Origin of the sequence: Aliiglaciecola sp. CAU 1673 (genome assembly GCF_029223185.1) — a bacterium.
Classification (GTDB): Bacteria; Pseudomonadota; Gammaproteobacteria; order Enterobacterales; family Alteromonadaceae; genus Bowmanella.
Genome location: NZ_JARHUG010000010.1, coordinates 72,581 through 94,408, shown reverse-complemented (window position 1 = coordinate 94,408; position 21,828 = coordinate 72,581). Strand labels below are relative to the sequence as shown.

General features: G+C 50.5%; 22 protein-coding genes. 10 read left to right on the top strand and 12 right to left on the bottom strand.

The genetic code is table 11. The features are described from left to right. Window positions 1–16: 16 nt before the first annotated feature. Both P2G88_RS11265 and P2G88_RS11260 read left to right on the top strand, forming a co-directional pair. Window positions 17–712 carry an ABC transporter ATP-binding protein gene (locus P2G88_RS11265; protein ID WP_275796108.1) on the top strand — a complete coding sequence of 232 codons (696 nt, stop codon included), beginning with the start codon at window positions 17–19 and terminating at the stop codon, window positions 710–712. Then, window positions 702–3,248: an FtsX-like permease family protein gene (locus tag P2G88_RS11260; protein ID WP_275795970.1), complete on the top strand. Its 2,547-nt coding sequence runs from the start codon at window positions 702–704 to the stop codon at window positions 3,246–3,248. The genes P2G88_RS11265 and P2G88_RS11260 overlap by 11 nt, the downstream gene beginning before the upstream one ends. 10 nt (window positions 3,249–3,258) lie before the next feature. Here the strand turns inward: P2G88_RS11260 and P2G88_RS11255 are convergent, their stop codons facing one another. Together P2G88_RS11255 and folX are read right to left on the bottom strand one after the other, a co-directional pair. Beyond that, window positions 3,259–4,158 (bottom strand): TIGR01777 family oxidoreductase, encoded by a 900-nt coding sequence (locus P2G88_RS11255; protein ID WP_275795969.1) that lies wholly within the window; start codon window positions 4,156–4,158, stop codon window positions 3,259–3,261. Between the two features lie 19 nt (window positions 4,159–4,177). Next, window positions 4,178–4,543 (bottom strand): dihydroneopterin triphosphate 2'-epimerase, encoded by a 366-nt coding sequence (gene folX, locus P2G88_RS11250; RefSeq protein ID WP_275795968.1) that lies wholly within the window; start codon window positions 4,541–4,543, stop codon window positions 4,178–4,180. Window positions 4,544–4,628: 85 nt separating this feature from the next. On the opposite strand from folX, the gene P2G88_RS11245 reads away from it, so the two are divergent. Then, window positions 4,629–5,708 carry an AI-2E family transporter gene (locus tag P2G88_RS11245; RefSeq protein ID WP_275795967.1) on the top strand — a complete coding sequence of 360 codons (1,080 nt, stop codon included), beginning with the start codon at window positions 4,629–4,631 and terminating at the stop codon, window positions 5,706–5,708. Here P2G88_RS11245 and P2G88_RS11240 read toward each other — a convergent pair. The 5 genes from P2G88_RS11240 to P2G88_RS11220 form a co-directional block, all read right to left on the bottom strand. Continuing rightward, window positions 5,683–6,999, bottom strand: coding sequence for an ATP-binding protein (locus P2G88_RS11240; RefSeq protein WP_275795966.1), 1,317 nt, complete (start codon window positions 6,997–6,999; stop codon window positions 5,683–5,685). The two genes, P2G88_RS11245 and P2G88_RS11240, sit on opposite strands and share 26 nt — an antisense overlap. Before the next feature lie 5 nt (window positions 7,000–7,004). Then, a complete protein-coding gene (locus P2G88_RS11235) occupies window positions 7,005–7,679 on the bottom strand; it encodes a response regulator transcription factor (protein WP_275795965.1) in 675 nt (224 codons plus the stop codon). A gap of 51 nt (window positions 7,680–7,730) precedes the next feature. Continuing rightward, window positions 7,731–7,982: a peptidase gene (locus P2G88_RS11230; RefSeq protein WP_275795964.1), complete on the bottom strand. Its 252-nt coding sequence runs from the start codon at window positions 7,980–7,982 to the stop codon at window positions 7,731–7,733. Window positions 7,983–8,034: 52 nt separating this feature from the next. Beyond that, window positions 8,035–8,544 (bottom strand): glycine zipper 2TM domain-containing protein, encoded by a 510-nt coding sequence (locus P2G88_RS11225; RefSeq protein WP_275795963.1) that lies wholly within the window; start codon window positions 8,542–8,544, stop codon window positions 8,035–8,037. Between the two features lie 82 nt (window positions 8,545–8,626). Then, window positions 8,627–9,067, bottom strand: a complete 441-nt coding sequence (locus P2G88_RS11220; protein WP_275795962.1) for a hypothetical protein — start codon at window positions 9,065–9,067, stop codon at window positions 8,627–8,629. Window positions 9,068–9,185: 118 nt separating this feature from the next. On the opposite strand from P2G88_RS11220, the gene P2G88_RS11215 reads away from it, so the two are divergent. Next, a complete protein-coding gene (locus P2G88_RS11215; protein WP_275795961.1) occupies window positions 9,186–9,914 on the top strand; it encodes a 1-acyl-sn-glycerol-3-phosphate acyltransferase in 729 nt (242 codons plus the stop codon). 58 nt (window positions 9,915–9,972) lie between these two features. Then, the gene (locus P2G88_RS11210; protein ID WP_275795960.1) at window positions 9,973–10,530 is read left to right on the top strand and encodes a DUF1579 family protein; all 558 of its coding nucleotides are present in this window, start codon (window positions 9,973–9,975) and stop codon (window positions 10,528–10,530) included. 29 nt (window positions 10,531–10,559) lie between these two features. Here the strand turns inward: P2G88_RS11210 and arfB are convergent, their stop codons facing one another. From arfB to P2G88_RS11185, 5 genes are all read right to left on the bottom strand, one after another. Next, the gene (gene arfB, locus P2G88_RS11205) at window positions 10,560–10,973 is read right to left on the bottom strand and encodes an alternative ribosome rescue aminoacyl-tRNA hydrolase ArfB (protein WP_275795959.1); all 414 of its coding nucleotides are present in this window, start codon (window positions 10,971–10,973) and stop codon (window positions 10,560–10,562) included. Further along, complete coding sequence (locus P2G88_RS11200; RefSeq protein WP_275795958.1) at window positions 10,973–11,272, bottom strand: YciI family protein; 300 nt, start codon at window positions 11,270–11,272, stop codon at window positions 10,973–10,975. Before P2G88_RS11200 ends, arfB begins: the two co-directional genes overlap by 1 nt. Before the next feature lie 65 nt (window positions 11,273–11,337). Beyond that, a complete protein-coding gene (locus tag P2G88_RS11195; RefSeq protein ID WP_275795957.1) occupies window positions 11,338–12,339 on the bottom strand; it encodes a LacI family DNA-binding transcriptional regulator in 1,002 nt (333 codons plus the stop codon). A 1-nt stretch (window position 12,340) separates the two neighbouring features. Beyond that, window positions 12,341–13,723, bottom strand: coding sequence for a glycoside-pentoside-hexuronide (GPH):cation symporter (locus P2G88_RS11190; RefSeq protein WP_275795956.1), 1,383 nt, complete (start codon window positions 13,721–13,723; stop codon window positions 12,341–12,343). Next, entirely contained in the window at window positions 13,717–15,117 is a 1,401-nt protein-coding gene (locus P2G88_RS11185) for a GH1 family beta-glucosidase (RefSeq protein ID WP_275795955.1), read from the bottom strand. The genes P2G88_RS11190 and P2G88_RS11185 overlap by 7 nt, the downstream gene beginning before the upstream one ends. A 117-nt stretch (window positions 15,118–15,234) precedes the next feature. Here P2G88_RS11185 and P2G88_RS11180 point away from each other — a divergent pair, with 117 nt between their 5' ends. From P2G88_RS11180 to prpB, 5 genes are all read left to right on the top strand, one after another. Then, on the top strand, window positions 15,235–16,497 hold the full coding sequence (locus P2G88_RS11180; RefSeq protein WP_275795954.1) for a sugar MFS transporter: 1,263 nt from the start codon (window positions 15,235–15,237) through the stop codon (window positions 16,495–16,497). Window positions 16,498–16,520: 23 nt separating this feature from the next. Further along, window positions 16,521–19,055, top strand: coding sequence for a glycoside hydrolase family 3 N-terminal domain-containing protein (locus P2G88_RS11175; protein ID WP_275795953.1), 2,535 nt, complete (start codon window positions 16,521–16,523; stop codon window positions 19,053–19,055). A gap of 371 nt (window positions 19,056–19,426) precedes the next feature. Further along, the gene (locus P2G88_RS11170; RefSeq protein ID WP_275795952.1) at window positions 19,427–19,921 is read left to right on the top strand and encodes a nuclear transport factor 2 family protein; all 495 of its coding nucleotides are present in this window, start codon (window positions 19,427–19,429) and stop codon (window positions 19,919–19,921) included. 133 nt (window positions 19,922–20,054) lie between these two features. Further along, a complete protein-coding gene (locus P2G88_RS11165) occupies window positions 20,055–20,735 on the top strand; it encodes a GntR family transcriptional regulator (RefSeq protein WP_275795951.1) in 681 nt (226 codons plus the stop codon). Beyond that, the gene (gene prpB, locus P2G88_RS11160) at window positions 20,732–21,610 is read left to right on the top strand and encodes a methylisocitrate lyase (protein ID WP_275795950.1); all 879 of its coding nucleotides are present in this window, start codon (window positions 20,732–20,734) and stop codon (window positions 21,608–21,610) included. Before P2G88_RS11165 ends, prpB begins: the two co-directional genes overlap by 4 nt. Window positions 21,611–21,828: the final 218 nt, after the last annotated feature.

Here is a 21,828-nt window from a genome sequence, read left to right as displayed (position 1 = left end):
ATTGACCTCTAACACTATGATTAAAACCCGAGACATCACTAAAGTAGTAAATACCTCTGAAGGTAAGCTTCAGATCCTTGAGTCTATCAGTTTTGATGTCAAGCAGGGTGAGTCTGTTGCCATCGTCGGTGCGTCAGGCTCCGGAAAATCAACCCTGCTGGGTTTGTTAGCAGGACTTGACCAGGTTAGCAGTGGTGAGATCTTTCTCGATGGCCAGCCCTTGCATGAGTTGGATGAAGAAGAGCGTGCAGGATTGCGCGGTGAGAAAGTCGGTTTTATTTTCCAGAGCTTTATGTTGGTGCAGAGCCTGACCGCTCTGGAAAATATTATGCTGCCAGCCGAAATTGCGGGGCTATCGGATGCCAAAGCCCGTGCACAGGAAGCTCTTGAGCAAGTGGGACTGAGTCACCGTGCCAAACACTACCCAAATCAACTCAGCGGGGGAGAGCAGCAGCGTGTGGCCATTGCCAGAGCCTTTATCACCCGTCCCAAGATCCTCTTTGCCGACGAGCCCACCGGCAATCTGGATGCTGCCAATGGTGAAAAAGTAGAAAAGTTGCTGTTTAACCTCAACAAAGAAGCCGGCACCACCTTGATACTGGTAACCCACGATCGCCAGTTGGCTGCCCATTGTGATCGTCAGCTGAATATGAGCGGTGGCCGATTGAGTGCGGTGCAAGAATCCGCTGTGGAGCAACGTCATGTCGTCTAATGCCAAGCCATCACAAGGGTGGGGAATGAACTTGGCATGGCGGCTGTTTCGCCATGAAGCCCGGCGCGGTGAGCTGACTATTATCCTGCTTGCGATCGTGTTGTCGGTAGCGTCGGTGTTGTCATTGTCGCTGTTTAGCGAAAGATTGCAGTCAGCGCTGACCGAGCGCTCTTCTGAGTTTTTGGCAGCAGATCGGTTATTGGGTAGCGACAGTCCGGTACCTCAGGAGTGGCGAGCAAAAGCCAATGAGATGGGCCTGCAGACAGCTATGCGGGTGCAGATGCGCTCCATGGTGTTCGCTGGCGACAAGATGATGCTCGCCGATGTCCGAGCGGTGGATAATGCCTATCCGCTAAAAGGCAAGATCAAGCTCTCGGATACCCCCTTTGGTGAGGCCTTTGCCACCTCTGATTCGCCACAAGCCGGGCAGGTGTGGATGGCCTCACGGCTTTATCAGGTGCTAGGGGTTAGCCTTGGCGATAAGGTTGAAATCGGCGATAGCATTTTTGTGGCCAGTGGCGTGATTATCGAACTGCCTGACGGTGGTTTTAATGTGTTTGGCGGTGAGCCCCAGGTATTGATGCCACTTTCTGAACTGGCCCAAACTGGTATCACCGGGCCAGGCAGCCGTACCGATTATGATCTGATGTTAAGTGGTGACGATAGCGCACTAGACCAATATTATCAGTGGCTTGAGCCACGGCTTGATAGAGAGTTGCATTACTGGCGCTCGGTAAAAGACGACGAGTCGCCGTTAGGTCGTGCCGTCAACCGTGCAGAGCGCTACTTCTTGCTGGCCAGCTTATTAGCCATAGTACTGGCATCCGTATCCATTGCGGTGGCCGCGCAGCGCTACAGCAAACGTCACTACGATCCCGTTGCCATTATGAAAACCCTGGGGGCCAGTGGCACCTTGGTGAGGCGGATTTACCTATTGCAAGTGCTGTTTATTACGGTGCTTGGCATTGTGCTGGGTTCGTTGGCGGGCTTCGTTATTCAGCATCTGATTGGGCTGGCTATTGCTGCAAAAGTGCCTATTGCCCTGGATGCCTGGCATTGGCGACCTTTTGCCGTAGCGGTATTTACCGGTGTGATCTGTGCCATGTTGTTTTCACTTTATCCGTTGATAAAGCTGTTCTCTGTGCCGCCACTTAGGGTGTTACGTCGCGACCTGGACGCCAGTGTGCAATCCAGGCTGATCCAATTTTTGGCTGCCGGTAGCGCCATTTTTGCCCTGATGTGGGCCTATAGCGGCGATTTGTTAATAAGCCTGATTTTATTAGGCACCGGTTTGGTGCTGGTCACCGTGCTGATGCTGGTGACCATGGGTTTAATTGCCTTAGGTAAGCGCTTGGGGGAAGGGCGCATGGGTGCATGGCAGTTGGCCTGGGCCCGAATTAAACGGCGTGCCATGGACAATTCGGTGCAACTGATCAGCTTTGCGGTGACCATCTTACTGCTGTTGATTGTGCTGGTCATGCGTAACGACATGGTCAAACAATGGCAGGAGCAGTTGCCAGTGGGCACCCCTAATTACTTTATGATCAATATCACCGAGACCCAATTGCCGGTTTTAGCCAAGCACTTTGAAGAGCAGGGGGTAGAGGTCGAAACTTTCTATCCGGTGATCAGAGGGCGCTTCGCGGCCATTAACGATGAAACGGTTCGCACCGCTATGAGCAAAGAGTCGGAGCAGGAAGAACGGCAGGATCGTGGACGCCAGGGCTTGGGCCGGGAAGCCAATTTAACCTGGAGCAATAGTCTGCAGCATGAAAACCATGTAGTGGCAGGCAAATGGCATGGTGAGGAAGATAAAGCCGAGTTTTGGCGGGTGTCGGTCGAGGCCAGGGTTGCTGAGAGGCTTGGCATAAAGCTCGGTGACAAGCTCAGTTTTAATATTGGCAGTGAAGTGGTGGAGGCTGTGGTGACCAGTCTGCGCGAGGTCAACTGGCAAACCATGCAGCCCAATTTCTTCTTTGTGCTGGAGCCAGAGGCGATGCAAGCCTTTTCGCCGACCTATATCACCAGTTTCCATTTAGACAGCGAAAGGAAGTCGGCGTTGGCTGAGCTGATGGCGCCGTTTCCAACGGTCAGCCTGTTTGATGTGGATGCCCGTATCAATCAGCTTCGCAGTATCGTTAGTCAGGTTTCCATGGCGGTGGAGTTTATTTTGGTGCTGGTGCTGTGCGCAGGTGCCTTGGTGCTGGTCGCGCAAGTGCAATCAAGCATGGAAGAGCGTCAACAGGAATTGGCCATCCTGCGTACTCTTGGCGCCAAAGGACGGCTTATCCGGCTTAGCGTGATCCTCGAGTTCATTATCATTGGTTCGGTGTCAGGTGTGATGGCGGCGATGACCAATGAACTGGCCTTGTATGGCTTGCAAACCCAAGTTTTTAACATGGAAGCCAATTGGCATCTGCAATACTGGTGGCTGGCGCCAGTCTGCGGCGCGCTGCTGGTGGGCGTGTTGGGCGCACTCAGTTGCTGGCGGTTGTTATCCTTGAATACGGGGCAGCTATTGCGTCGACTGGCCTGACGCTGCTCGGCTATTCCCTTAGAAGATTGTGCAGGGCGTCTGGAAGTTGCTGAAATTGAAAATGAAAACCGGCATCTTCCAGGCGCTTTGGTAGCACCCGTTGTCCGTACAACAACAAATCTGACAGCTCACCAAGCATCAGCTTCATGGCCGCTGCCGGTACTCTGAATATACAGGGGCGGTGCAGGGTTTTTGCCAGGGTTTGACTGAATTCGTTGTTGGTCACCGGATTGGGCGCGGTCAGGTTGTAAGGCCCCTGGGTTTCCGGGTTATCGAGCAGAAAGCTGATGGCCGAGACCATGTCATTAATATGGATCCACGACATATATTGCTGACCATCACCAATTGGACCACCCAACCCCAGTTTGAAAGGTGGGATCATCTTCTGTAGCGCACCGCCCTTTCTGGACAGCACAATACCGGTGCGTAATGTACATACCCTGGTTTTGTCGCTGCTCGCACGCATGGCGATATCTTCCCACTTTGCACACAGACTATGACTGAATTCATTATGACAACGCTCATGGTATTCGGTAATAAAGTCCTCTCCCTGACGGCCATAATAACCGATGGCGGAACCGCTCAAAAAGACTTTGGGTGGCTGCTCACTGGCCTGGATAAGATCAACCAATCGTTGAGTAATATTCCAGCGGCTTTCGCATATCTCTTGCTTTTGGGCCGCTGTCCAGCGTTTATCGGCAATGGGTTCGCCCGCCAGATTGATAACCGCGTCAAAACCATTGAGGTTTTCCAGGCCCTTGAGCGAGGATATCCAGTGGGCTCTTCTGCCCATGGCCATCTCAGCTTCGGCCAGATTGCGGGTCAGCACGGTGACGCGGTGATTCTCCGGAAAGCGGGTCAGCAATTTGGTGCCGATAAGCCCGGTACCACCTGTCATGAATATGCGCATAAGTGCCCGTAATACCTTGTTATTCTTTAGTACAAGATAAGCACAGGGAAACGGAATCAGCAAAGCGTAAGGCATGAGGCTTATCGACTTCTGCCTCGGCAAAGATCACCCAGGGGTGCTCTGAGGCTATAGCCAGCACATCGGAGGTGAGTTTTTCCAACAGTGAAAATCGGTTGTTTTCCACCAATTGAATGATGCGCTTGGTGATAGTGCGATAGTTGAGGGCATCCTGCATTTCGTCAGAATTGGTTGCTTGTTCAGCCAGGTAGCGGATAGTGACGTTGATCACTACATCCTGCTTGTTATCGATTTCTTCTTGTTTGATACCGATGTAAGTGCGCAGGCGCAAATTTTTAACTCTGATGGTGGCGGGATTAAGTTTCATCAAAAAAAGATCCTAAGTCTCTGATTTTATGGATTACGGTTTTCTGTTAATTTTGCCACAACAACGTGACGGATATATTCAATACATGGAAATTAAATCTTCCTCCTCGGCCAAAGTGTTGCTGATCATGGCCTCTCTGGTCGTTATTCTGGCCGGCGTCAAAGCGGCCAGCAGTGTTGTCGTCCCCTTTCTGTTGTCCATCTTTATTGCCATGGCCTGTAACCCGCTGGTGAATTGGGCCGGACGTTACAAAGTGCCCCGTTGGCTGGCCGTGATGTTAGTAATACTGCTAATCGTGATTTTTGGATTTATGCTGGCCGGGCTTGTGGGCCAATCCATGAATGAATTTTCCCGCGATTTGCCCAAATACAAACAGCAACTGACCGAGGAATTCAGCTGGTTAGCCGGCCAATTGGCCAATCTGAATATTCATATAGACAGAAAGCAGTTGGTGTCTTATCTGGACCCAGGCCTGGCCATGAATCTTGCCAGTAATTTGCTGTCCAGCCTGGGCGGGGTGATGACCAATTTCCTGCTGATTTTGCTGACTGTGGTGTTTATGTTGTTTGAAGCCGACTCGGTGCCACGCAAAGTGCATATCGCCTTGGATGATCCGGCGATGAAGATAAAGCAAATTGATAAGTTTTTAAGCTCGGTAAAAAACTATCTGGTGATTAAAACGGTGGTGAGCCTGGCCACAGGTATTCTTGCCGGCGTATTGCTTTACTTCATTGGCGTAAAACATTTCCTGCTGTGGGCGACATTGGCATTTTTGCTTAATTATGTCCCGAATATCGGCTCTATCATTGCGGCCGTGCCGCCCACCTTGCTGGCGCTGGTTCAGCTAGGGCCCGGTAGCGCCGGCTTAGTGGCGTTGAGTTATATCCTTATCAATACCGTGATGGGTAACATGGTTGAGCCCCGTTATATGGGTAAAGGCTTGGGCTTGTCCACGCTGGTGGTGTTCTTGTCATTGATTTTCTGGGGGTGGCTGTTGGGTTCGATAGGTATGTTGTTATCTGTGCCTTTGACCATGATCGTCAAGATTGCTCTGGAAACCACTGAAGGCGGTCGCTGGTTTGCTTTGCTGCTGTCCGATGAACAAAGCCTCAGTGCGCTGACCGCCAGCAAAGCGGATGCTACCGAGAGTAAAAACGCACAATAATGCGTGCGCCGCCCAGATCAGAATCCTGGATATCCAACTGTCCCTGATAGGCGCCAATTAAATCCCAAACGATGGCCATGCCCAGGCCCTGGCCACTTTCGTAGCTGTCCAGGCGCTTGCCGCGGGCGAGGATCTGCTGTCGCTCTTGGGGCGGGATCCCCGGGCCGTCATCTTCAATTTCGATACGACTTTGATCTTGTTGCTGGCTGAGGGTTACACGCACCCGGCCTTTGGCGGCTTTACAGGCGTTATCCAGCAAGTTGCCAAAAAGCTCCATTAAATCGGTTTCATCGGCATGCAGCGAGAGTGCCTGTGCATCGGTGAGATCAATCTTAAGGTGTTTTGCACCATGGACCTTGGTCATTGCACGAATAAGCTTCTCCAGCAGCGGAGAAAGCGCCACAGCCTGCTGCCAGCCACTGCCAGCGCCGGCCACTGCACGTTTAAGCTGACGGCCGATGATATGCTCGATTTGAGCAATGGGTTCATTGGCGGACGAGGGCAATTCTTCGAGGCTTTTCAGCACCGCCAGCGGTGTCTTCAGGTTATGGGCCAGATCGCCCAGACTGTTGTGATAGCGCTGCCGCTGATGCTGTTCAGAATCCAGCAGATGATTCAGGCTGTCTTTGAGTTTTTCCAGTTCAGGCGGATAATGGCCGCTGAGCCTGCCTTGGCTGCCTTGTTGCACTTCGGCTACCTGGGTTTCCAACTTGCCGATGGGCTTGAGGGCGCCATTGAGACTTAAAATCAACAAGGCAATCAACAGCAAAGCGATTATGCCCAGCCAATACCACAGGGTGTAGCGAAAATCCTGTACTTCTCGATTGAAGATCTCGGCACTTTCCAGCACATGGAAGCTGACCGGAAACATCAGGCCTTTATCTTCAAACTGTGCGGTATAACTGAACACAAAATAGGGTTTGCTGTTGATCCGGACCCTATCGAAATGTTCCTCTCCCACCGCGGGCAGCGCTAAACCCGGTGGTTGCCAGTGTAAAGCGGAAACCGATTGCCAAAGTGGCAGCAAATGCATGCTGATGAAGGCATAGGTACCGGATTCCGGAATGTTCAAGCGGTCATTAAACAACTGTTCCGGCATATGAATTTCGCCGTTTTTGACTTCGAACTCCGAAATCAGGCCAAGGTTTTGCAAGCGCAGTTGCGCTTTCATTGAATGGCTTAGGCTGTTGGTAAAGGCCTGTTCCAGAATCAATGCCGTTAGTGGCACAAAGACCACCAGTACTAATAAGGCGGCAGCAAAACTGCGACGTTTTAATGACCAGTGTTGCACGCGTATCAGAGCTGCCGGTTGATGCGATAGCCGCGGCCACGCAAGGTTTCTATGGGCTTTATGCTTCCGTCAGGATCGAGCTTCTTGCGCAAGCGCCCGATGAAGACCTCAATCACATTGCTGTCCAAATCGAAATCCTGATCATAAATATGTTCAGTGAGCTCGGTCTTGGAGATGATCTTGCTGGGATTCATCAGCATGTATTCCAGCACCTTGTATTCGTACGCCGTCAGATCCACAGGCGCTCCGGCAATACGCACCTCTTCGGTCAGGGTGTCGAGGCAAATGGGGCCCAATTCAATGGTGGGGTTGGGTTGACCAGCAGCTCGGCGGATCAGGGCTTTGACCCGGGCCAGCAGTTCTTCGTTATGAAAAGGTTTGGTCAGGTAGTCATCGGCACCGGCCTCCAGGCCTTCAACCTTTTCCTGCCAGCGATCGCGGGCAGTCAAAATCAAAATTGGGCTGACAATCTTATTGCGCCTGACTTCTTTTATCAGGGCCAGACCGTCCATCACCGGTAAACCAATATCAATAATGGCCAAATCGTAGGGGTATTCCTTAAACAAAAACAGGGCCTTTTGGCCGTCGTCGGCGAGATCCACGCTGTAACCGTTTTGCTGCATTAATGCATCTAATTGGGTCAATAAACGGCTGTCGTCTTCAACAATCAATATGCGCACACCGAGACTCCTTTTATTTTATATGACCGACAAACTGTGCAGAGAAATGCGTTATCCCTGCTTGGGCTTGCTTACTTTGCCGGATTTTTTATCTACATCCACCGTCACCACGCGGCCGGTTTTTTGCAGTACCTTTACCCGATATTTATCCCTGGCGTCGTCCACTTTCAACACCCGGCCATCTACTTGCTGCGCAGCGCGTTGGGCAGCCTCGCCCATGTCTACCTGATCGCGCTCCTGGGCGTGAAGGGGCAGGGCGAACAGCCACAACACCAGTAACCCTTTGACGGCATTTTGCCTCATGTATGTCTCCCCAGTCTGAATGACAGAGACAAGTCTATCCAAAAGGGCCTTCTCAATAAATCACCGGTGACACATTGACCCTGACTTTTATCTTGTCGCCAGGATGGCGTTTTAAAAAGGTGTAGAAACGTTCGCCTTTAAAACGATATCCAACATGATATCCCTTGAGTACCTGTTGATAGGACACCGTTTGTGGACGGGATTCACACACTTCTCGCGTACCATAGCCGCTGGAGGTTTTTCCAATATCATGACCAATGGCCCCACCTAATGCTGCACCGGCTACCATACCCACTTTCTTGTTGGTTTTGTTATGACCCACGGCGTTACCTATTGCGCCACCAATAATGGCACCAAGAATGGTCGGGGTTGCCGATTGATGCTGCTCATAGGTGACTTGAGTATAGGGTTTGCTGTAGCACACTGTGTTGGGTGAACCCTGTATCTGCACGGTCTCATAGACCGCCTCAACAGATTCAACTTTGGCATAGTCATAGTAGGCATTGCCGTCAGCTAAGCTGGCGGCACTGAATAACGCGGTGGCAACAATGATGGCTTTCATTCGACGCTCCTGAACTTCCTGCCGTGACTTCTGGCGGCTAATGAGATCAGATTAGGCGAGCGTTAATGAATTATTCCTGAACTTAACTTAACAAAGGATTAGGGCATTCAGCGTGAACACTAAAGCGCTTATTGAAGGTGTAGATATGCACGGACAGAGACAATCCCTGCATTTCCTGCCACAGCAGCTTTTCCTGTGCCGAAGGACAGATGGCCTGGCGCAGGTAGTTCTCCTGATATTCCTGTGACATATCCAGTTTGGAAGGAACCTGGAAGTAAGCGTTGATACCGCCGTTGACAGCCTGGGCCCCCCTGTAGCGCCATTCACCCATGATAAAATCTTTCTTGAAACTGCGGTTAACCATGGCTAGGGTATTTTCGCTAACATCTTGATTGTTCTTTATTTGAAGATCCGATGCCGAGGCACGACTACTCTGCATACAGCCCATTTGTGTGGCGGCAAGGGCAAGGGTGGCCAAACCGAAAGCGATGTTACGAAGATAATGTGATGTTATGGAAGTCATACTGAGTACCTCTTTTCTCTCCCCTAATGTATCGGCAAGGTCAAAAAATCCTTTAAGCCGGGAAGAAAATGCGGAGATCCCTTGTCAGAGAAGAGTGAGCGTTGGCTGGAAAATTGAGATGAGTTCGAAGATAAACAAACTGCTGAGCTTTTTGATGATGGCCAAGGTTAAGTTGGTGTCTCACCTGTTTTACCGGGGGCGTCCTAACTGGATGAGCGAAGAGAAAGAAGAAGCGCTCAAAGATGTGCGTCTCTTGGTGTTTCTTAATCATACCAGTCTGTTCGAACCCTTATTTATCCGCTTTGCCCCTTGGAATTTTGTCTGGGATATTGCTCACAAAGTGGTGGTGCCCGGTGCCGATGTGACGTTGAAAAGACCCATGGCAGGCAAAGTGCTGAAAACCCTGTTGCCAGGATGCATTCCCATTACCCGCAAACCCGATGAATCCTGGCAGCATTTTTTAAGTCATGTGAGTCATGATGTGATCACCGCTATTTTGCCTGAAGGGCGGATGATGCGCCGTGATGGCCTCGATAAGCACGGCAAGCCAATGACGGTAAGAGGTGGTGTGGCTGAGATTCTGCAGCGCCTCAAGCATGGCAAAATGTTGTTCGTCTACAGTGGCGGTTTGCATCATGTCCAAGCGCCAGGAGAGCGCTTGCCGCGTTTGTTTAAAACCTTAAAGGCCAATCTGGAAATCGTGGAAATTGCGCAGTACAAAGCCTATCTGCATAACCTTGCAGGTGAAAGTTTTAAAGATAAGGTGGTTGCTGATATGAACCGGCGCTTGAAAGAATGTGTGCCAAGCACCGTTTATCCCAACAACACCCTTGTTCACCACAAATAGCTTCTGCTACCTGACAGGCCTTATTATCCTGCTAAAAAATATCAAAGAGATTTTCAGCGTGCGTAACCTTTCTCCTATTTTGTTATTCATCTGCCTGACTTGTGGCGTCGCGGCAGAAGCGGAACATCCGTCGAAGGCGCCTGCCGAAGCGATGAATAAACTCAGTTCACTATCGGGCGATTGGCAATTGCAGGTAAAAGCCAGTTTCGATGATGGTAAAACCTGGCAACAGTCAGAGCCGGTGTCAGTGCAACTGGTGTTTAAACAAAGGGGGTTAATGCTTGAAGAAATTCCACTGCAGATCGTCGAGCAAGGTTTCAATATGCATACGCTGATTACCTATGATCAATACCGTCAGGTCTACCGCAAGGCTGCAATTGATGATGTCTGGGGGATCATGGATCTGTACGAGGGGCAGTGGCAAGAGGACAAATTGGTGTTTACCAATTTAAAGGCAGGAACCCTGTTTCCGGTCGGCGAAGATACCTGGCGTGGCTTTCGTCTGACCATGCAGGTGTCACCGGATTCGCGTACCACCTGGATAGACAAAACTGATGATATGGGTAAAAGCTGGCAGCCGGCTTTCATTCTGGAATATAAGAAAAAGGCTAGTTAAGCCAAACTAGCCTTAACCTTCGGCCAGGTTTAGACATCCACTTTTCCGCGCAGTTGTTTTTTCTGGCCCGCCTTCTTTTTACTGTCCATCCTGCGTTTTTGAGATGCCTTGGTGGGTTTGGTGGCGCGTCTGACTTTCTGCACTTTGGCCACCGACTGGATCAGTTCTGTCAGACGTAGCAGGGCGTCTGCCTTGTTTTGTTCCTGGGTGCGATAGCTTTGCGCTTTTATAACGACAATGCCGTCGTTGGTAATACGGCTGTCGGAAAGCGACAACAAGCGCTCTTTATAAAAGTCCGGCAGGCTGGAAGCGCGGATATCGAAGCGCAGGTGGATGGCGCTGGACACTTTGTTGACGTTTTGACCACCACTGCCTTGGGCGCGAATGGCCGATAATTCAATCTCTTCATCGGCCAGCTCTACAGTGCGGGAGATCTCCAGCACTAGGGCAGCACCTTCTTAAAGGGTTTTACCGTGCTATTGGCATAAACCCCGGCGGCGACATAGGGATCGGCATTGGCCCAAGCCTGCGCCTCTTCCAGGCTGGCAAATTCGGCAATTACCAAAGAGCCGGTAAAACCTGCTTCGCCAGGATCCTCGGCATCAATAGCGGGCAAGGGGCCGGCGGCGAAAAGCCGTCCTTGCTCTTTTAGCTGCTGTAATCGTTCGATATGGGCCGGGCGGGCCTGCTTACGCAGAGGCAGGCTATTGTCGACGTCTTGTGAGTAGATCATGTACCACATGGAGGCTATCCATTTTGTCAGGCAAATCGGCAATTTAGCATAAAGTGTATGCTGGTCTGAAGAGCCTATTCCTGTGGTTGCAGTGATTGACGCTTTACTAAATGGGGCTTAAACAGGGTTTGTATGGTGCTGGTAGTGGTTTTGTAGGTATTTTTCAGGATCAGCCTTGCCGCCATCTGTCCCATATCGCCAACCGGATAATCAATGGTGGTCAGGCGCGGGAATAAATATTGGGTAAAAGACACGTTGTCGAAACCCACTACTGACACATCGTTGGGGATATCCAGGCCATTGTCGCGAATTGCATTCATGGCACCGGCGGCCATTTCATCGTTGGCGCAGCACAGCGCAGTAAATTCATGGCCACTTAACAGCAGCTCCCGCGCACCTTTGTAGCCGCTGGCTTCCTGAAAATTACCTTCAAATATCAGCGCTGGATCCAATTCAACGCCTTTTTCCTCGAGGGCTTGCTTAAAACCTGCAAAACGCTCCTTTGCGTCATCTTTCCAGCTGGGACCAGCAAGATAAGCAATCTTCTGATGACCCGCTTCCAAAATGGCTTGACCCATTTGATAACCACCCAAGTGGTTATCCAAGGTGACACACTGCTCTGCTATGGCATCAATTTGTCGGTTAATCAGGACAAAAGAGATGTCCTTTTCTTTGAGGGCCAATAAATACTCATCGCTGAGTTTTTCCACATGCAAAATCAGCGCATCACAGTTTCTGCTCAGCAAAAACTCGATGCCTGCCTTTTCACTTTTTTCTTCACTGTGTCCGGCGGTGATAATGCAGTGTTTTCCTGCCCTACGAAGCTCTGATTCAATGGAAGCCATCATAGTGCCGTAAAAGGGACCATGTAACTCAGACACCAACAAGCCAACACTGTTGGTACAGTTTGAAGCCAGGGATTGGGCCACTGAGCTCGGCCGGTAATCAAGAGTTGCCATGGCTTCCAGCACTTTTTGCTTGGTGCTTTCACGCACATTGGCATTGCCATTCATTACCCTGGAAACCGTGGCCAGAGATACGCCGGCTAGTGCTGAAACTTCATAAATCGTCGCCATTTTAACCCTTCTGCAAAATATTGGCCGCCGAAAGGCTATCACAGTTGGCTGGTGTGTTAAGTGACTTGAGGGAAAGTCGCTGCTGAATTTCTGCCAAACGCTGATTATTTAACCGGTAACGGCCCATGATAATGGCCACCAGAATAAAGAACATGGCCGGGAACAGGGTGAAAGATAAGCGAATCCCATCAAGACTTGTTGCCGATTGTGCCTGTCCTGCCTCATAGCCGTAGTAGGCCAGCAGCCAACCGCCCATGGCACCACCCAACGCCAGGCCAAGCTTGATAAAAAATACAATGGAAGAGTAGAGCATTCCGGTAATACGGATACCGGTTTTGTCATGTCCATAATCCACCACATCGGCCATTTTTGCCCACAGAAGCGGTGTGGCCATCTGCATAAATACGCACCACAGCGCGTACAAAACAAAGGCTAACTCTAACTGCTGTGGCGCGATAAAAAAGGCCAATATACATAACGACGCGGAGATTAATTGCAGGCCAATGTAGGCTTTGACTTTACAGACACGCTTGGCAACACCCTGCGCCAATGCACAGCCGACAATATTGCCGATCATTCCCAAGGTCACAAAGGCAGTGATCAAATCTTCGCGGCCAAGATAATATTTCACATAGTAAATGGCGAGAGTGGTTTTAAGCACCATTCCCACCAGTAAAAAGAAGGCTGCAGCACAGAGCACACGCCATTGATCGTTATGCCAAAGATGGCCCAGGTCCTCTTTGATACTGGATTGTTGCGAAGCCGGTGGAAAAACCCGCTCTTTGGTCCCTGCGAAACACAGTAAAAATAAAACGACGCCAAGAGCACTCATCAGCACGATAGTTAATTGGTATCCCTTGGCCTGATCACCGCCCCCCAGCCAATTCACCAGTGGTAGGGTACCGGCTGTAACAATTAACCCGCCAAGCATGCCAAACACAAAACGATAGGATTGTACTGATACCCGCTCTGTGGGATCGGCCGTTAACACACCACCGAGGGCGGAATAGGGAATGTTGATGGCGGTGTAGGCCAGCATCAGCAAACCATAGGTGGCAAAGGCATATATGGCCTTGCCTGTAGGCGGCAGATCCGGTGTGGTGAAGGCCAATACAGTGCACACTGCGAAGGGCACTGCCAGCCACAGAATATAGGGTCTGAATTTGCCATGGCGGCTTTGGGTACGGTCTGTCAACGCGCCCATCATGGGGTCGGTAACGGCATCAAAAACGCGGACGGACAGAAACAGAATGCCGACCAGGGCAGGGGAGAGGCCGAAAATGTCAGTGTAGAAATAAGACAAAAACAGCATGACCGTCTGAAAGACCAGATTGCTGGCAGTATCGCCCAGGCCATAGGCCACTTTTTCTTTAATGCTTAACATGTTGTTCGCGCCTGCTGACGACTCTTTAACATCTTGCCATAGGCTAGCCCACTGTCCTTAACAATACGTTCTTGAGTGAGGTAATTGACATAAACCAAACCAAAGCGCTTCAGATAGCCTTCGGCCCACTCAAAATTATCCAGCAGACTCCAGGCAAAATAGCCTTGGACATTCACACCCTGCAAACAGGCATCGTGCACAGCCAATAAATGAGATTGGTAATAAGCGAGGCGATCCGCATCATTCACCCTGCCATCGACAAGCTTGTCATCCATGGCGGCACCATTTTCGGTGATATAAAGTGGCGGCAAACTGTAGCGTTGATGCATGGAAAGTAAGAGTTCGGTGAGGCCCTGAGGATAAATTTCCCAGCCCATTTGCGTCAATGGTAATGGCTTTTCTTCCACTCGGACAAATTCTTCCCCCGGTGATGCCCGATAGGTCTCCCGGGTGTAATAGTTGATACCAAGAAAGTCCAGTGGTTCAGCAATAATGGCCATATCTTCCGGCTCGATATCCGGACGCTCATTGCTGGGCAAACTATCGATCAACTTCGGATAGCACCCTTCCATTAACGGTTGGATATACCACTGATTAAAATGGTCATCCGCCAGTCTTGCCGCTTTTTTATCAGACTCACTATCCGTCGCGCTATGACAGGGACTGAAGTTAAGTACGATGCCGTTAAGGCTGTTGGGACAGTTTTTGCGCAGTATTTGCATGGCCATGCCATGGGCAAGAAGGAGGTGGTGGGCCGCTTTTTTGCCCTGGTTCTTGCCGGTTTTACCCGGTGCATGAATGCCGATTTCATAGCCCAGGTAGGCACTGCAAAAAGGTTCATTCAGGGTGGCATAAGAATGTACATCGGGTCCCAGCGCCCGGGTGATTGCGTCAACATAGTGAGCAAAGGCATAAGCCGTTTCACGATTTAACCAACCACCTTGATCTTCTAGATACTGAGGTAGATCCCAGTGATAAAGGGTGACAAAGGCTTTGATATTGCGCCTTTTCAACCCAGCCAACAGGCCAAGATAAAAGTCCACCCCTTCTTGTACAAGCTGTCCTTTGGGATTCATCACTCTGGGCCAGGAGATAGAGAAGCGGTATGCGTCGACGCCCATCTCGGTGAGGATATCCAGATCCTGTTCGAAGCGGTGATAGTGATCACAAGCCACTTTTCCATCTGAGCCATCACGGATTTTACCGGGGGTAGCGCAAAAGGTATCCCAAATGCAGGGAAAACGCTTATCTGCCGCCCCTTCGATTTGAAAAGAAGCCGTGGCCGCCCCGAAGATAAAATTATCTGCCAATAACGGGGAGTTTGTTGGCAACTGAATTTGTGTGCTGCTAAGTGCCGATTTAGCGGCGCTGCTCGCGTCTTCAGAATAGGGCATCGGCTTCCTTGTATTAATGAAATGTAAGCGCTTTCATTTATGTTATAACTTTGTTAAGCTTGGGTCAATAACATGGGAGGGCTGGCTGCAGTAAGCCCGCTTAACATCGGAGATATCATGCAAACCAGTACCTTAGAACACAGTCAGTCTCAATCTTCAAATGGGGCAGGAAGGCAATTTTCCCTGGTTGCCCTGACTAGTCTGTTTTTTATGTGGGGATTTATCACCGCCCTGAATGACATATTGATCCCGCATTTAAAAAGCACCTTTTCATTAAGTTACACCCAAGCCATGCTGGTGCAATTTTGCTTTTTTGGTGCCTATTTCCTGATATCGGTGCCCGCCGGACGTTTGGTTAAATCTATCGGTTACCAAAGCGGCATCGGGGCTGGGTTACTGACGGCGTCCTTGGGCTGTCTGCTGTTTATCCCATCAGCTCTGATGGGACAGTATTGGATGTTTCTGGCGGCCTTATTTGTTTTGGCAAGTGGTATAACCATACTGCAGGTTGCGGCCAATCCACTGGTCACCTTGCTTGGGGAACCTGCTACTGCGCCAAGACGCTTAACCTTAACCCAGGCTTTTAACTCTTTGGGTACTACCGTTGCACCCATTGTTGGCGGTTTTCTGCTGTTTTCTTTGGTTACAGAAAGCAGTGAGAGTAACCCGGCTCATCAGGTGATCATGCCCTATTTTGGCCTGGCGATGATTCTACTGGTGCTGGCATTAGTGTTTTGGAAAGTAACGCTGCATGGAGTGCCTAAACATGCTAAAGGTGGAGTGGTGCTGGATGCGGATCCCCGCGGGTTGTCTTCTCATCGTCACCTGATGCTTGGTGTAATCGCTATCTTTTTATACGTAGGTGCTGAGGTATCCATCGGCAGCTTCCTTGTTAACTTCCTGGGCGAAGCCCATATCAGCGGTATGACTGAAGCCCAAGCGGCCAACTATATTGCTTACTATTGGGGGGGCGCCATGGTCGGACGCTTTGCCGGTGTGGTGCTGATGGGGCGTTTCCAACCGAGATTCCTTTTGGCCTTCTTTAGTCTGATGGCCGTGGTATTGATCTTCACGGCGGTAATGAGCACTGGCATCACGTCTATGTGGGCGATCCTGGCGGTGGGATTGTTCAACTCCATTATGTTCCCGACCATCTTCAGTCTGGCCATAAAAGATCTCGGTCATCACACCAGTGGTGGCTCTGGCCTGTTGTGTCTGGCCATTGTCGGTGGCGCGATTGTTCCTGTATTGCAGGGCATGCTGGCAGATAGTATTGGCCTGCAATGGTCATTCTTGCTGCCAATGCTCTGCTACTTCTATATCGCGTTTTATGGCCTGTCGGGTGCAGTGCCTAAATCCACCAATAAAGCAGAGGCATAACTCAGGCAACACGGAGAATGATCATGAACAAAAATAAGATATCTCTATTGCTCGCCACGCTGCTGCTAAGCGCCTGTCAGCCTGGACAACAAGCCGATAATAAGTCTGTAGCGGCAGCGCCAGAAGGCGCCAGTGCCAGCGTGCCTGACTATTGGCCAAAGTTGGATATTGCCATTAAGCCAGATGCAGCTGTGGAAGCACGGGTAAAAGACCTCCTCGCCAAGATGACGTTGGAGCAAAAGGTGGCGCAGGTGATCCAACCGGAAATCCGCGATATCACTGTTGAAGATATGCGCCGCTATGGCTTCGGCTCTTATTTAAATGGCGGCGGGGCATTTCCCAACAACGATAAGCACGCCACCGTTGATGATTGGGTTTCCTTGGCTGAATCTCTTTATCAGGCTTCTATGGACGATTCCCTTGATGGTATTGCTATTCCTACCATGTGGGGTACTGATGCCGTCCACGGCCATAATAACGTAATTGGCGCCACGCTCTTTCCTCACAATATCGGTTTGGGTGCCATGCGTAATGCGGATTTGTTGGAGCAAATCGCTGCCGCCACCGCCAAAGAAGTTCGCGCCACCGGCATAGATTGGATTTTTGCACCTACCGTTGCCGTAGCACGGGACGATCGTTGGGGCCGCACTTATGAAAGCTACTCAGAAGATCCTGCCTTGGTCAAAGAGTATGCGGAGGCCATTGTGCGTGGTTTGCAGGGCAGGCCTGGCAAGAATCTGTTTGCAGAAGATAAGGTTATCTCCACCGTTAAACACTTTGTCGGTGACGGGGGGACCGAAGGGGGCGACGATCAGGGCAATAATCTCGCCAGCGAGAAGGATCTCTTTGCAATACATGCTCAGGGTTATGTCAGTGGTTTATCGGCAGGCTCTCAGTCGGTGATGGCGTCTTTCAACAGTTGGCAGGGTGACAAAATTCATGGCAACCGCTACCTGCTGACAGAGGTCTTGAAAGAGCGCATGGGCTTCGATGGCTTTGTGGTGGGTGACTGGAATGGCCATGGTCAGGTGGCAGGTTGTAGCAACAGCAGTTGTCCGCAAGCCATGAATGCCGGTTTGGATATCTATATGGTGCCCACCGATGCCTGGAAACCGCTTATGGAAAACATTATTGCCCAGGTGCAATCGGGCGAAATTCCACAAGCGCGCCTGGATGATGCGGTGACCAGGATCCTACGGGTAAAAATCCGCGCCGGTTTGTTTGAGCAAGCCTCTCCGGCTAATCGTGCGCTGTCTGCGGATAAATCCCTGATTGGCGCTCAGGCCCATCGTGATATTGCTCGACAGGCCGTGCGTGAGTCGTTGGTGTTATTGAAAAACAGCGAGCAACTTCTGCCGCTTAACCCTGCCCAACATATTTTGGTGGCCGGCGATGGGGCCGACAATATAGGTAAGCAATCCGGCGGTTGGAGCATCACCTGGCAGGGCACCGGTAATGAAAACGCCGATTTCCCCGGCGGTACTTCTATATATCAGGGTATTCGTGATGCAGTGCAAGGCGCCGGTGGTTCGGTGGAGTTGGCTGTAGATGGCCAGTACCAGCAAAAGCCTCAGGTAGCCATTGTGGTCTTTGGTGAAGAACCATACGCAGAAGGCAATGGTGACCTAGCTAATCTCGAATACCAACGTGGAAATAAGCAAGACCTTGCACTACTTAAAAAACTTAAAGCCGATGGCATTAAAGTGGTATCGGTCTTTCTAAGTGGCCGCCCCCTGTGGGTTAATCCTGAGATTAACGCGTCTGACGCTTTTGTGGCTGCCTGGTTACCGGGTAGCGAAGGGCAGGGTGTTGCCGATGTGATCATCGCCGATAAGGAGGGTAAAGCTCGCCACGACTTTAAGGGCAAGTTATCCTTCTCTTGGCCGGCTACGCCTGATCAAGCCACTGTGAACATGGGCGATGCAGGACTGACGCCCTTGTTAGCCTATGGATTTGGTCTCAACTACGGCGAAACGGGGCCGCTTGATAGCCTGTTACCTGAGGATGTACAACCCTCTCATGCAGGCCTCGAGAATCTCGATATTCTGATGGGTAATGTTAAAGCGCCTTTAATGCTGCAAATTGGCACTGTAGGTGATATGGCAGCAGTGACCAGCAGTGTACAGCAGCAGGGAGCAGTCAGTCTGCGTACCATGGACAGAGTGGTGCAGGAAGATGCCAGAAGCATTAGCTTTGATGGCAGCGATACTGCCAGTATCGCCATTGGCGCGCCCTTCCCACAAGATTTACGTGCTTATCCAGAAGCCGGTGGTGCCCTGCAGTTCGACCTGCGCATTGTGCAGTCTGCCGAGAAAGCCCTTGAAGTCAGGCTTGAATGTGGAGATAACTGTGAATCCCGCCTGCCATTGCAATTAAGCGAGAACCAGGATTGGCAAACCCAGACCTTGCCTTTGCATTGCTTCAAAAATATGGATTTTGCCAAGGTATTCAGTCCCTTTGCTTTGCAAAGTAGGGGGGCATGGCAGTTTGACCTTAGCAATGTGCAGTGGCTAAGCACTGTTGACTCTGCGTTGGCCTGCCCTAAGCAAGCGCCATAAACTTTTTTACTTGTTGCTCTGTGTCTGAGCACTTCCTTGGGGATGGCATTGCCATCCCTTTTTTTATGTCCATGGATGGACGGTATGCCGAAACTGTCTGGAACGTTGTTTCGGCGATGTCCATGGATGGACGGTATGCCGAAACTGTCTGGAACGTTGTTTATTCACCACATCCCTGTGGCTCACTTGCTGCGCAAGCCAGCTAACGCTGTTGCTGGTTGCTCCAGGCAACCGGGCTCGGCGATGTCCATGGATGGACGGATGATAGAGATTTCATCGGCTAATATCCTGGATTTAACGAATCGAAGTTGTGCAAAGGAGCATTCTCACTACAGTAAATCAGTCAATAGATACCAAGGAGATAACAAATAGTGAAAGCAATCTGGATATTGTCAGCCTGCCTGTTCAGTGCCTTTACTTCGGCAGCCCCATCCTCTGTGGAACAAGAGATCAACAATCAGGTTTGGAAGCCGTTTAAGGCCGCTTATGAAGCGGGCGATGCAGAAAAATTTAATGATCTGCACACCCAGGATGTGCTCAGAAGCTGGCCAGGAAAAATCCTTCAAGGCGACGAATACCTGGAAACTAATCGCAGAATTTTTGCCAATCCCAACAAGCCCAAGGTAAACATTGATTTTTTCTTTGAGAGTCGCACTCAATCAGAGGATGTAGCTTACGAAGTGGGGTTCTATCGCACTTTATTTCAACGCCCTAATCAAGAAGATAAAGTGCGATTCGGACAATTCCATGTGGTGTTGAAAAAGCAGGATGGGAAATGGCGTATCAGTCAGGATCGTGACACAGATAGCATCCTTGGTGAGAAAATCAGTGACAAGCATCTTCAGGGGCTGACTAAGCTGGAATAACCTCAAAGAGTATTACTCGGCCTTTGAAGAGAGATATGACTTTTGTCGACAATATGACGGTTTTGGTTTGACTGGAGAATGAAAGCTCACTATATTGTCGACAAAGTTTGTTTGAACGCGGTGTCCACTGTCCATGCTTTTTGCCGAGCAAGCCGTTACTTCCTCAGATAAAACCTTCTTCCAGCTGAGAAAAGCCATAGTGGAAGGTGAGATTGCTCCTGGCACTAAGCTGAGTGAAACCGAGTTGTCGACAAAGTATGGGGTTAGCCGGGCGGTTATCCGTGAGGCTATCAACCGTCTGGAAACCTGCCATCTGGTGGAGCGTAAAGCCAATATCGGTGCCCGGGTGGTGTCATTGAGTCCGGCCGGATTGATTGAGCTTTATCAGGTCCGTGAAGCCCTGGAAGGCATGGCAGCTCGCTTGGCCGCCAAGCATATGTCTGATGCCGAGATTAGCGATCTGCGAGCACTCCTCAATCAGCATTTTGAGAAAGTGCAGGACGGTCAGTCCTACTACCAGGAAGCCGGCGACCTGGATTTTCATTACCGCATTATTCAGGGCAGTAAAAACCAGCATTTAATTGCGATGTTGATTAACGGCCTATACCACTTAGTGCGCATGTACCGGGTACAGTTAGGTATGGCGGGGCCAAGAGTCACCACTGCCTTCGATGAACACCGACAAATCGTTAATGCTATCGCTAACCGCGATGGCGAACTGGCGGAGATGCTAATGCGCCGCCATATTCTTTACTCCAAAAACAATATCGAACATAAACTCCTTTCACTTTCCAAAGAGCGAGACAAAGCATGAGTGCAGGAAAGAAATTCCGTCAGGCCCTGGCCGACAATAAGCCCCTACAAATCGTCGGCACCATCAATGCCTATGCGGCGATGATGGCCAAGCAAATTGGCCATCAGGCCATTTACCTCTCCGGTGGTGGTGTGGCCAACGCCTCTTACGGCCTGCCGGATCTGGGTATGACGTCCTTAAACGACGTGCTGGTGGATGTGCAGCGTATTACTGCCGCCTGCGATCTGCCGCTGATGGTGGATATCGATACCGGCTGGGGCGGTGCCTTTAATATCGCTAAGACCATTCGTGATATGCAAAAAGCCGGTGCTGCTGCGGTGCATATTGAAGATCAGGTCGCGCAAAAGCGCTGCGGTCATCGGCCGAACAAGGAAATTGTCTCTGTTGAGGAGATGGTGGACAGGATCAAGGCCGCGGTAGATGCCCGCACCGACCCGGACTTTTTTATCATGGCCCGTACCGATGCTTTTGCTCAGGAAGGCCTGGAAAAAGCCATTGAGCGCGCCAAGGCCTATGTGGCTGCCGGTGCCGATGGCATCTTCGCCGAGGCAGTTAAAACCGAAGCGCATTATCGTGCCTTTGCCGAGGCGTTGAATGTGCCCATCCTGGCCAATATCACCGAATTCGGTCAAACCGAACTTTGGAACAAAGAACAGCTGGGCAGCTGGGGCGTGGATATGGTGCTTTATCCGCTATCGGCCTTCAGGGCCATGAACAAGGCGGCGGAAAATGTCTATCGCCATATCCTTGCCGACGGCGACCAAAAGGCCGTGGTGGATACCATGCAAACCCGTATGGAGCTTTACGATTATCTGGGTTACCACGACTACGAGAAAAAATTGGACGAACTCTTTGCCCAGGGCAAGAACAAGTAAATGAATTGAACCACAGAGTCGCAGAGGGCATGGAGAATTCACCTTTAATAAATCTCTGTGATCTCCGTGTCTCTGTGGTTTGAAATTGATTTTTTGAAAGAAAAAGTTCGATTCGGTATTCGATGCCGGAACATAAAGATTAGATAGATAACGCCACAGAGCGAGCCCTACAATTTCAGTAACCTCTGTGTCTCTGTGGTGAATATTTTGAATAACAG

What these genes read in the sequence shown, in the direction of transcription:
- P2G88_RS11175 (WP_275795953.1), top strand. Translation starts at nt 16,521, where the DNA reads ATGAACAAAAATAAGATATCTCTATTGCTCGCCACGCTGCTGCTAAGC.
- P2G88_RS11165 (WP_275795951.1), top strand. Translation starts at nt 20,055, where the DNA reads ATGCTTTTTGCCGAGCAAGCCGTTACTTCCTCAGATAAAACCTTCTTC.
- P2G88_RS11245 (WP_275795967.1), top strand. Translation starts at nt 4,629, where the DNA reads ATGGAAATTAAATCTTCCTCCTCGGCCAAAGTGTTGCTGATCATGGCC.
- P2G88_RS11185 (WP_275795955.1), bottom strand. Translation starts at nt 15,117, where the DNA reads ATGCCCTATTCTGAAGACGCGAGCAGCGCCGCTAAATCGGCACTTAGC.
- P2G88_RS11220 (WP_275795962.1), bottom strand. Translation starts at nt 9,067, where the DNA reads ATGACTTCCATAACATCACATTATCTTCGTAACATCGCTTTCGGTTTG.
- P2G88_RS11180 (WP_275795954.1), top strand. Translation starts at nt 15,235, where the DNA reads ATGCAAACCAGTACCTTAGAACACAGTCAGTCTCAATCTTCAAATGGG.
- P2G88_RS11195 (WP_275795957.1), bottom strand. Translation starts at nt 12,339, where the DNA reads ATGGCGACGATTTATGAAGTTTCAGCACTAGCCGGCGTATCTCTGGCC.
- P2G88_RS11255 (WP_275795969.1), bottom strand. Translation starts at nt 4,158, where the DNA reads ATGCGCATATTCATGACAGGTGGTACCGGGCTTATCGGCACCAAATTG.
- P2G88_RS11265 (WP_275796108.1), top strand. Translation starts at nt 17, where the DNA reads ATGATTAAAACCCGAGACATCACTAAAGTAGTAAATACCTCTGAAGGT.
- prpB (WP_275795950.1), top strand. Translation starts at nt 20,732, where the DNA reads ATGAGTGCAGGAAAGAAATTCCGTCAGGCCCTGGCCGACAATAAGCCC.
- P2G88_RS11190 (WP_275795956.1), bottom strand. Translation starts at nt 13,723, where the DNA reads ATGTTAAGCATTAAAGAAAAAGTGGCCTATGGCCTGGGCGATACTGCC.
- P2G88_RS11200 (WP_275795958.1), bottom strand. Translation starts at nt 11,272, where the DNA reads ATGTGGTACATGATCTACTCACAAGACGTCGACAATAGCCTGCCTCTG.
- P2G88_RS11230 (WP_275795964.1), bottom strand. Translation starts at nt 7,982, where the DNA reads ATGAGGCAAAATGCCGTCAAAGGGTTACTGGTGTTGTGGCTGTTCGCC.
- folX (WP_275795968.1), bottom strand. Translation starts at nt 4,543, where the DNA reads ATGAAACTTAATCCCGCCACCATCAGAGTTAAAAATTTGCGCCTGCGC.
- P2G88_RS11215 (WP_275795961.1), top strand. Translation starts at nt 9,186, where the DNA reads ATGAGTTCGAAGATAAACAAACTGCTGAGCTTTTTGATGATGGCCAAG.
- P2G88_RS11260 (WP_275795970.1), top strand. Translation starts at nt 702, where the DNA reads ATGTCGTCTAATGCCAAGCCATCACAAGGGTGGGGAATGAACTTGGCA.
- P2G88_RS11225 (WP_275795963.1), bottom strand. Translation starts at nt 8,544, where the DNA reads ATGAAAGCCATCATTGTTGCCACCGCGTTATTCAGTGCCGCCAGCTTA.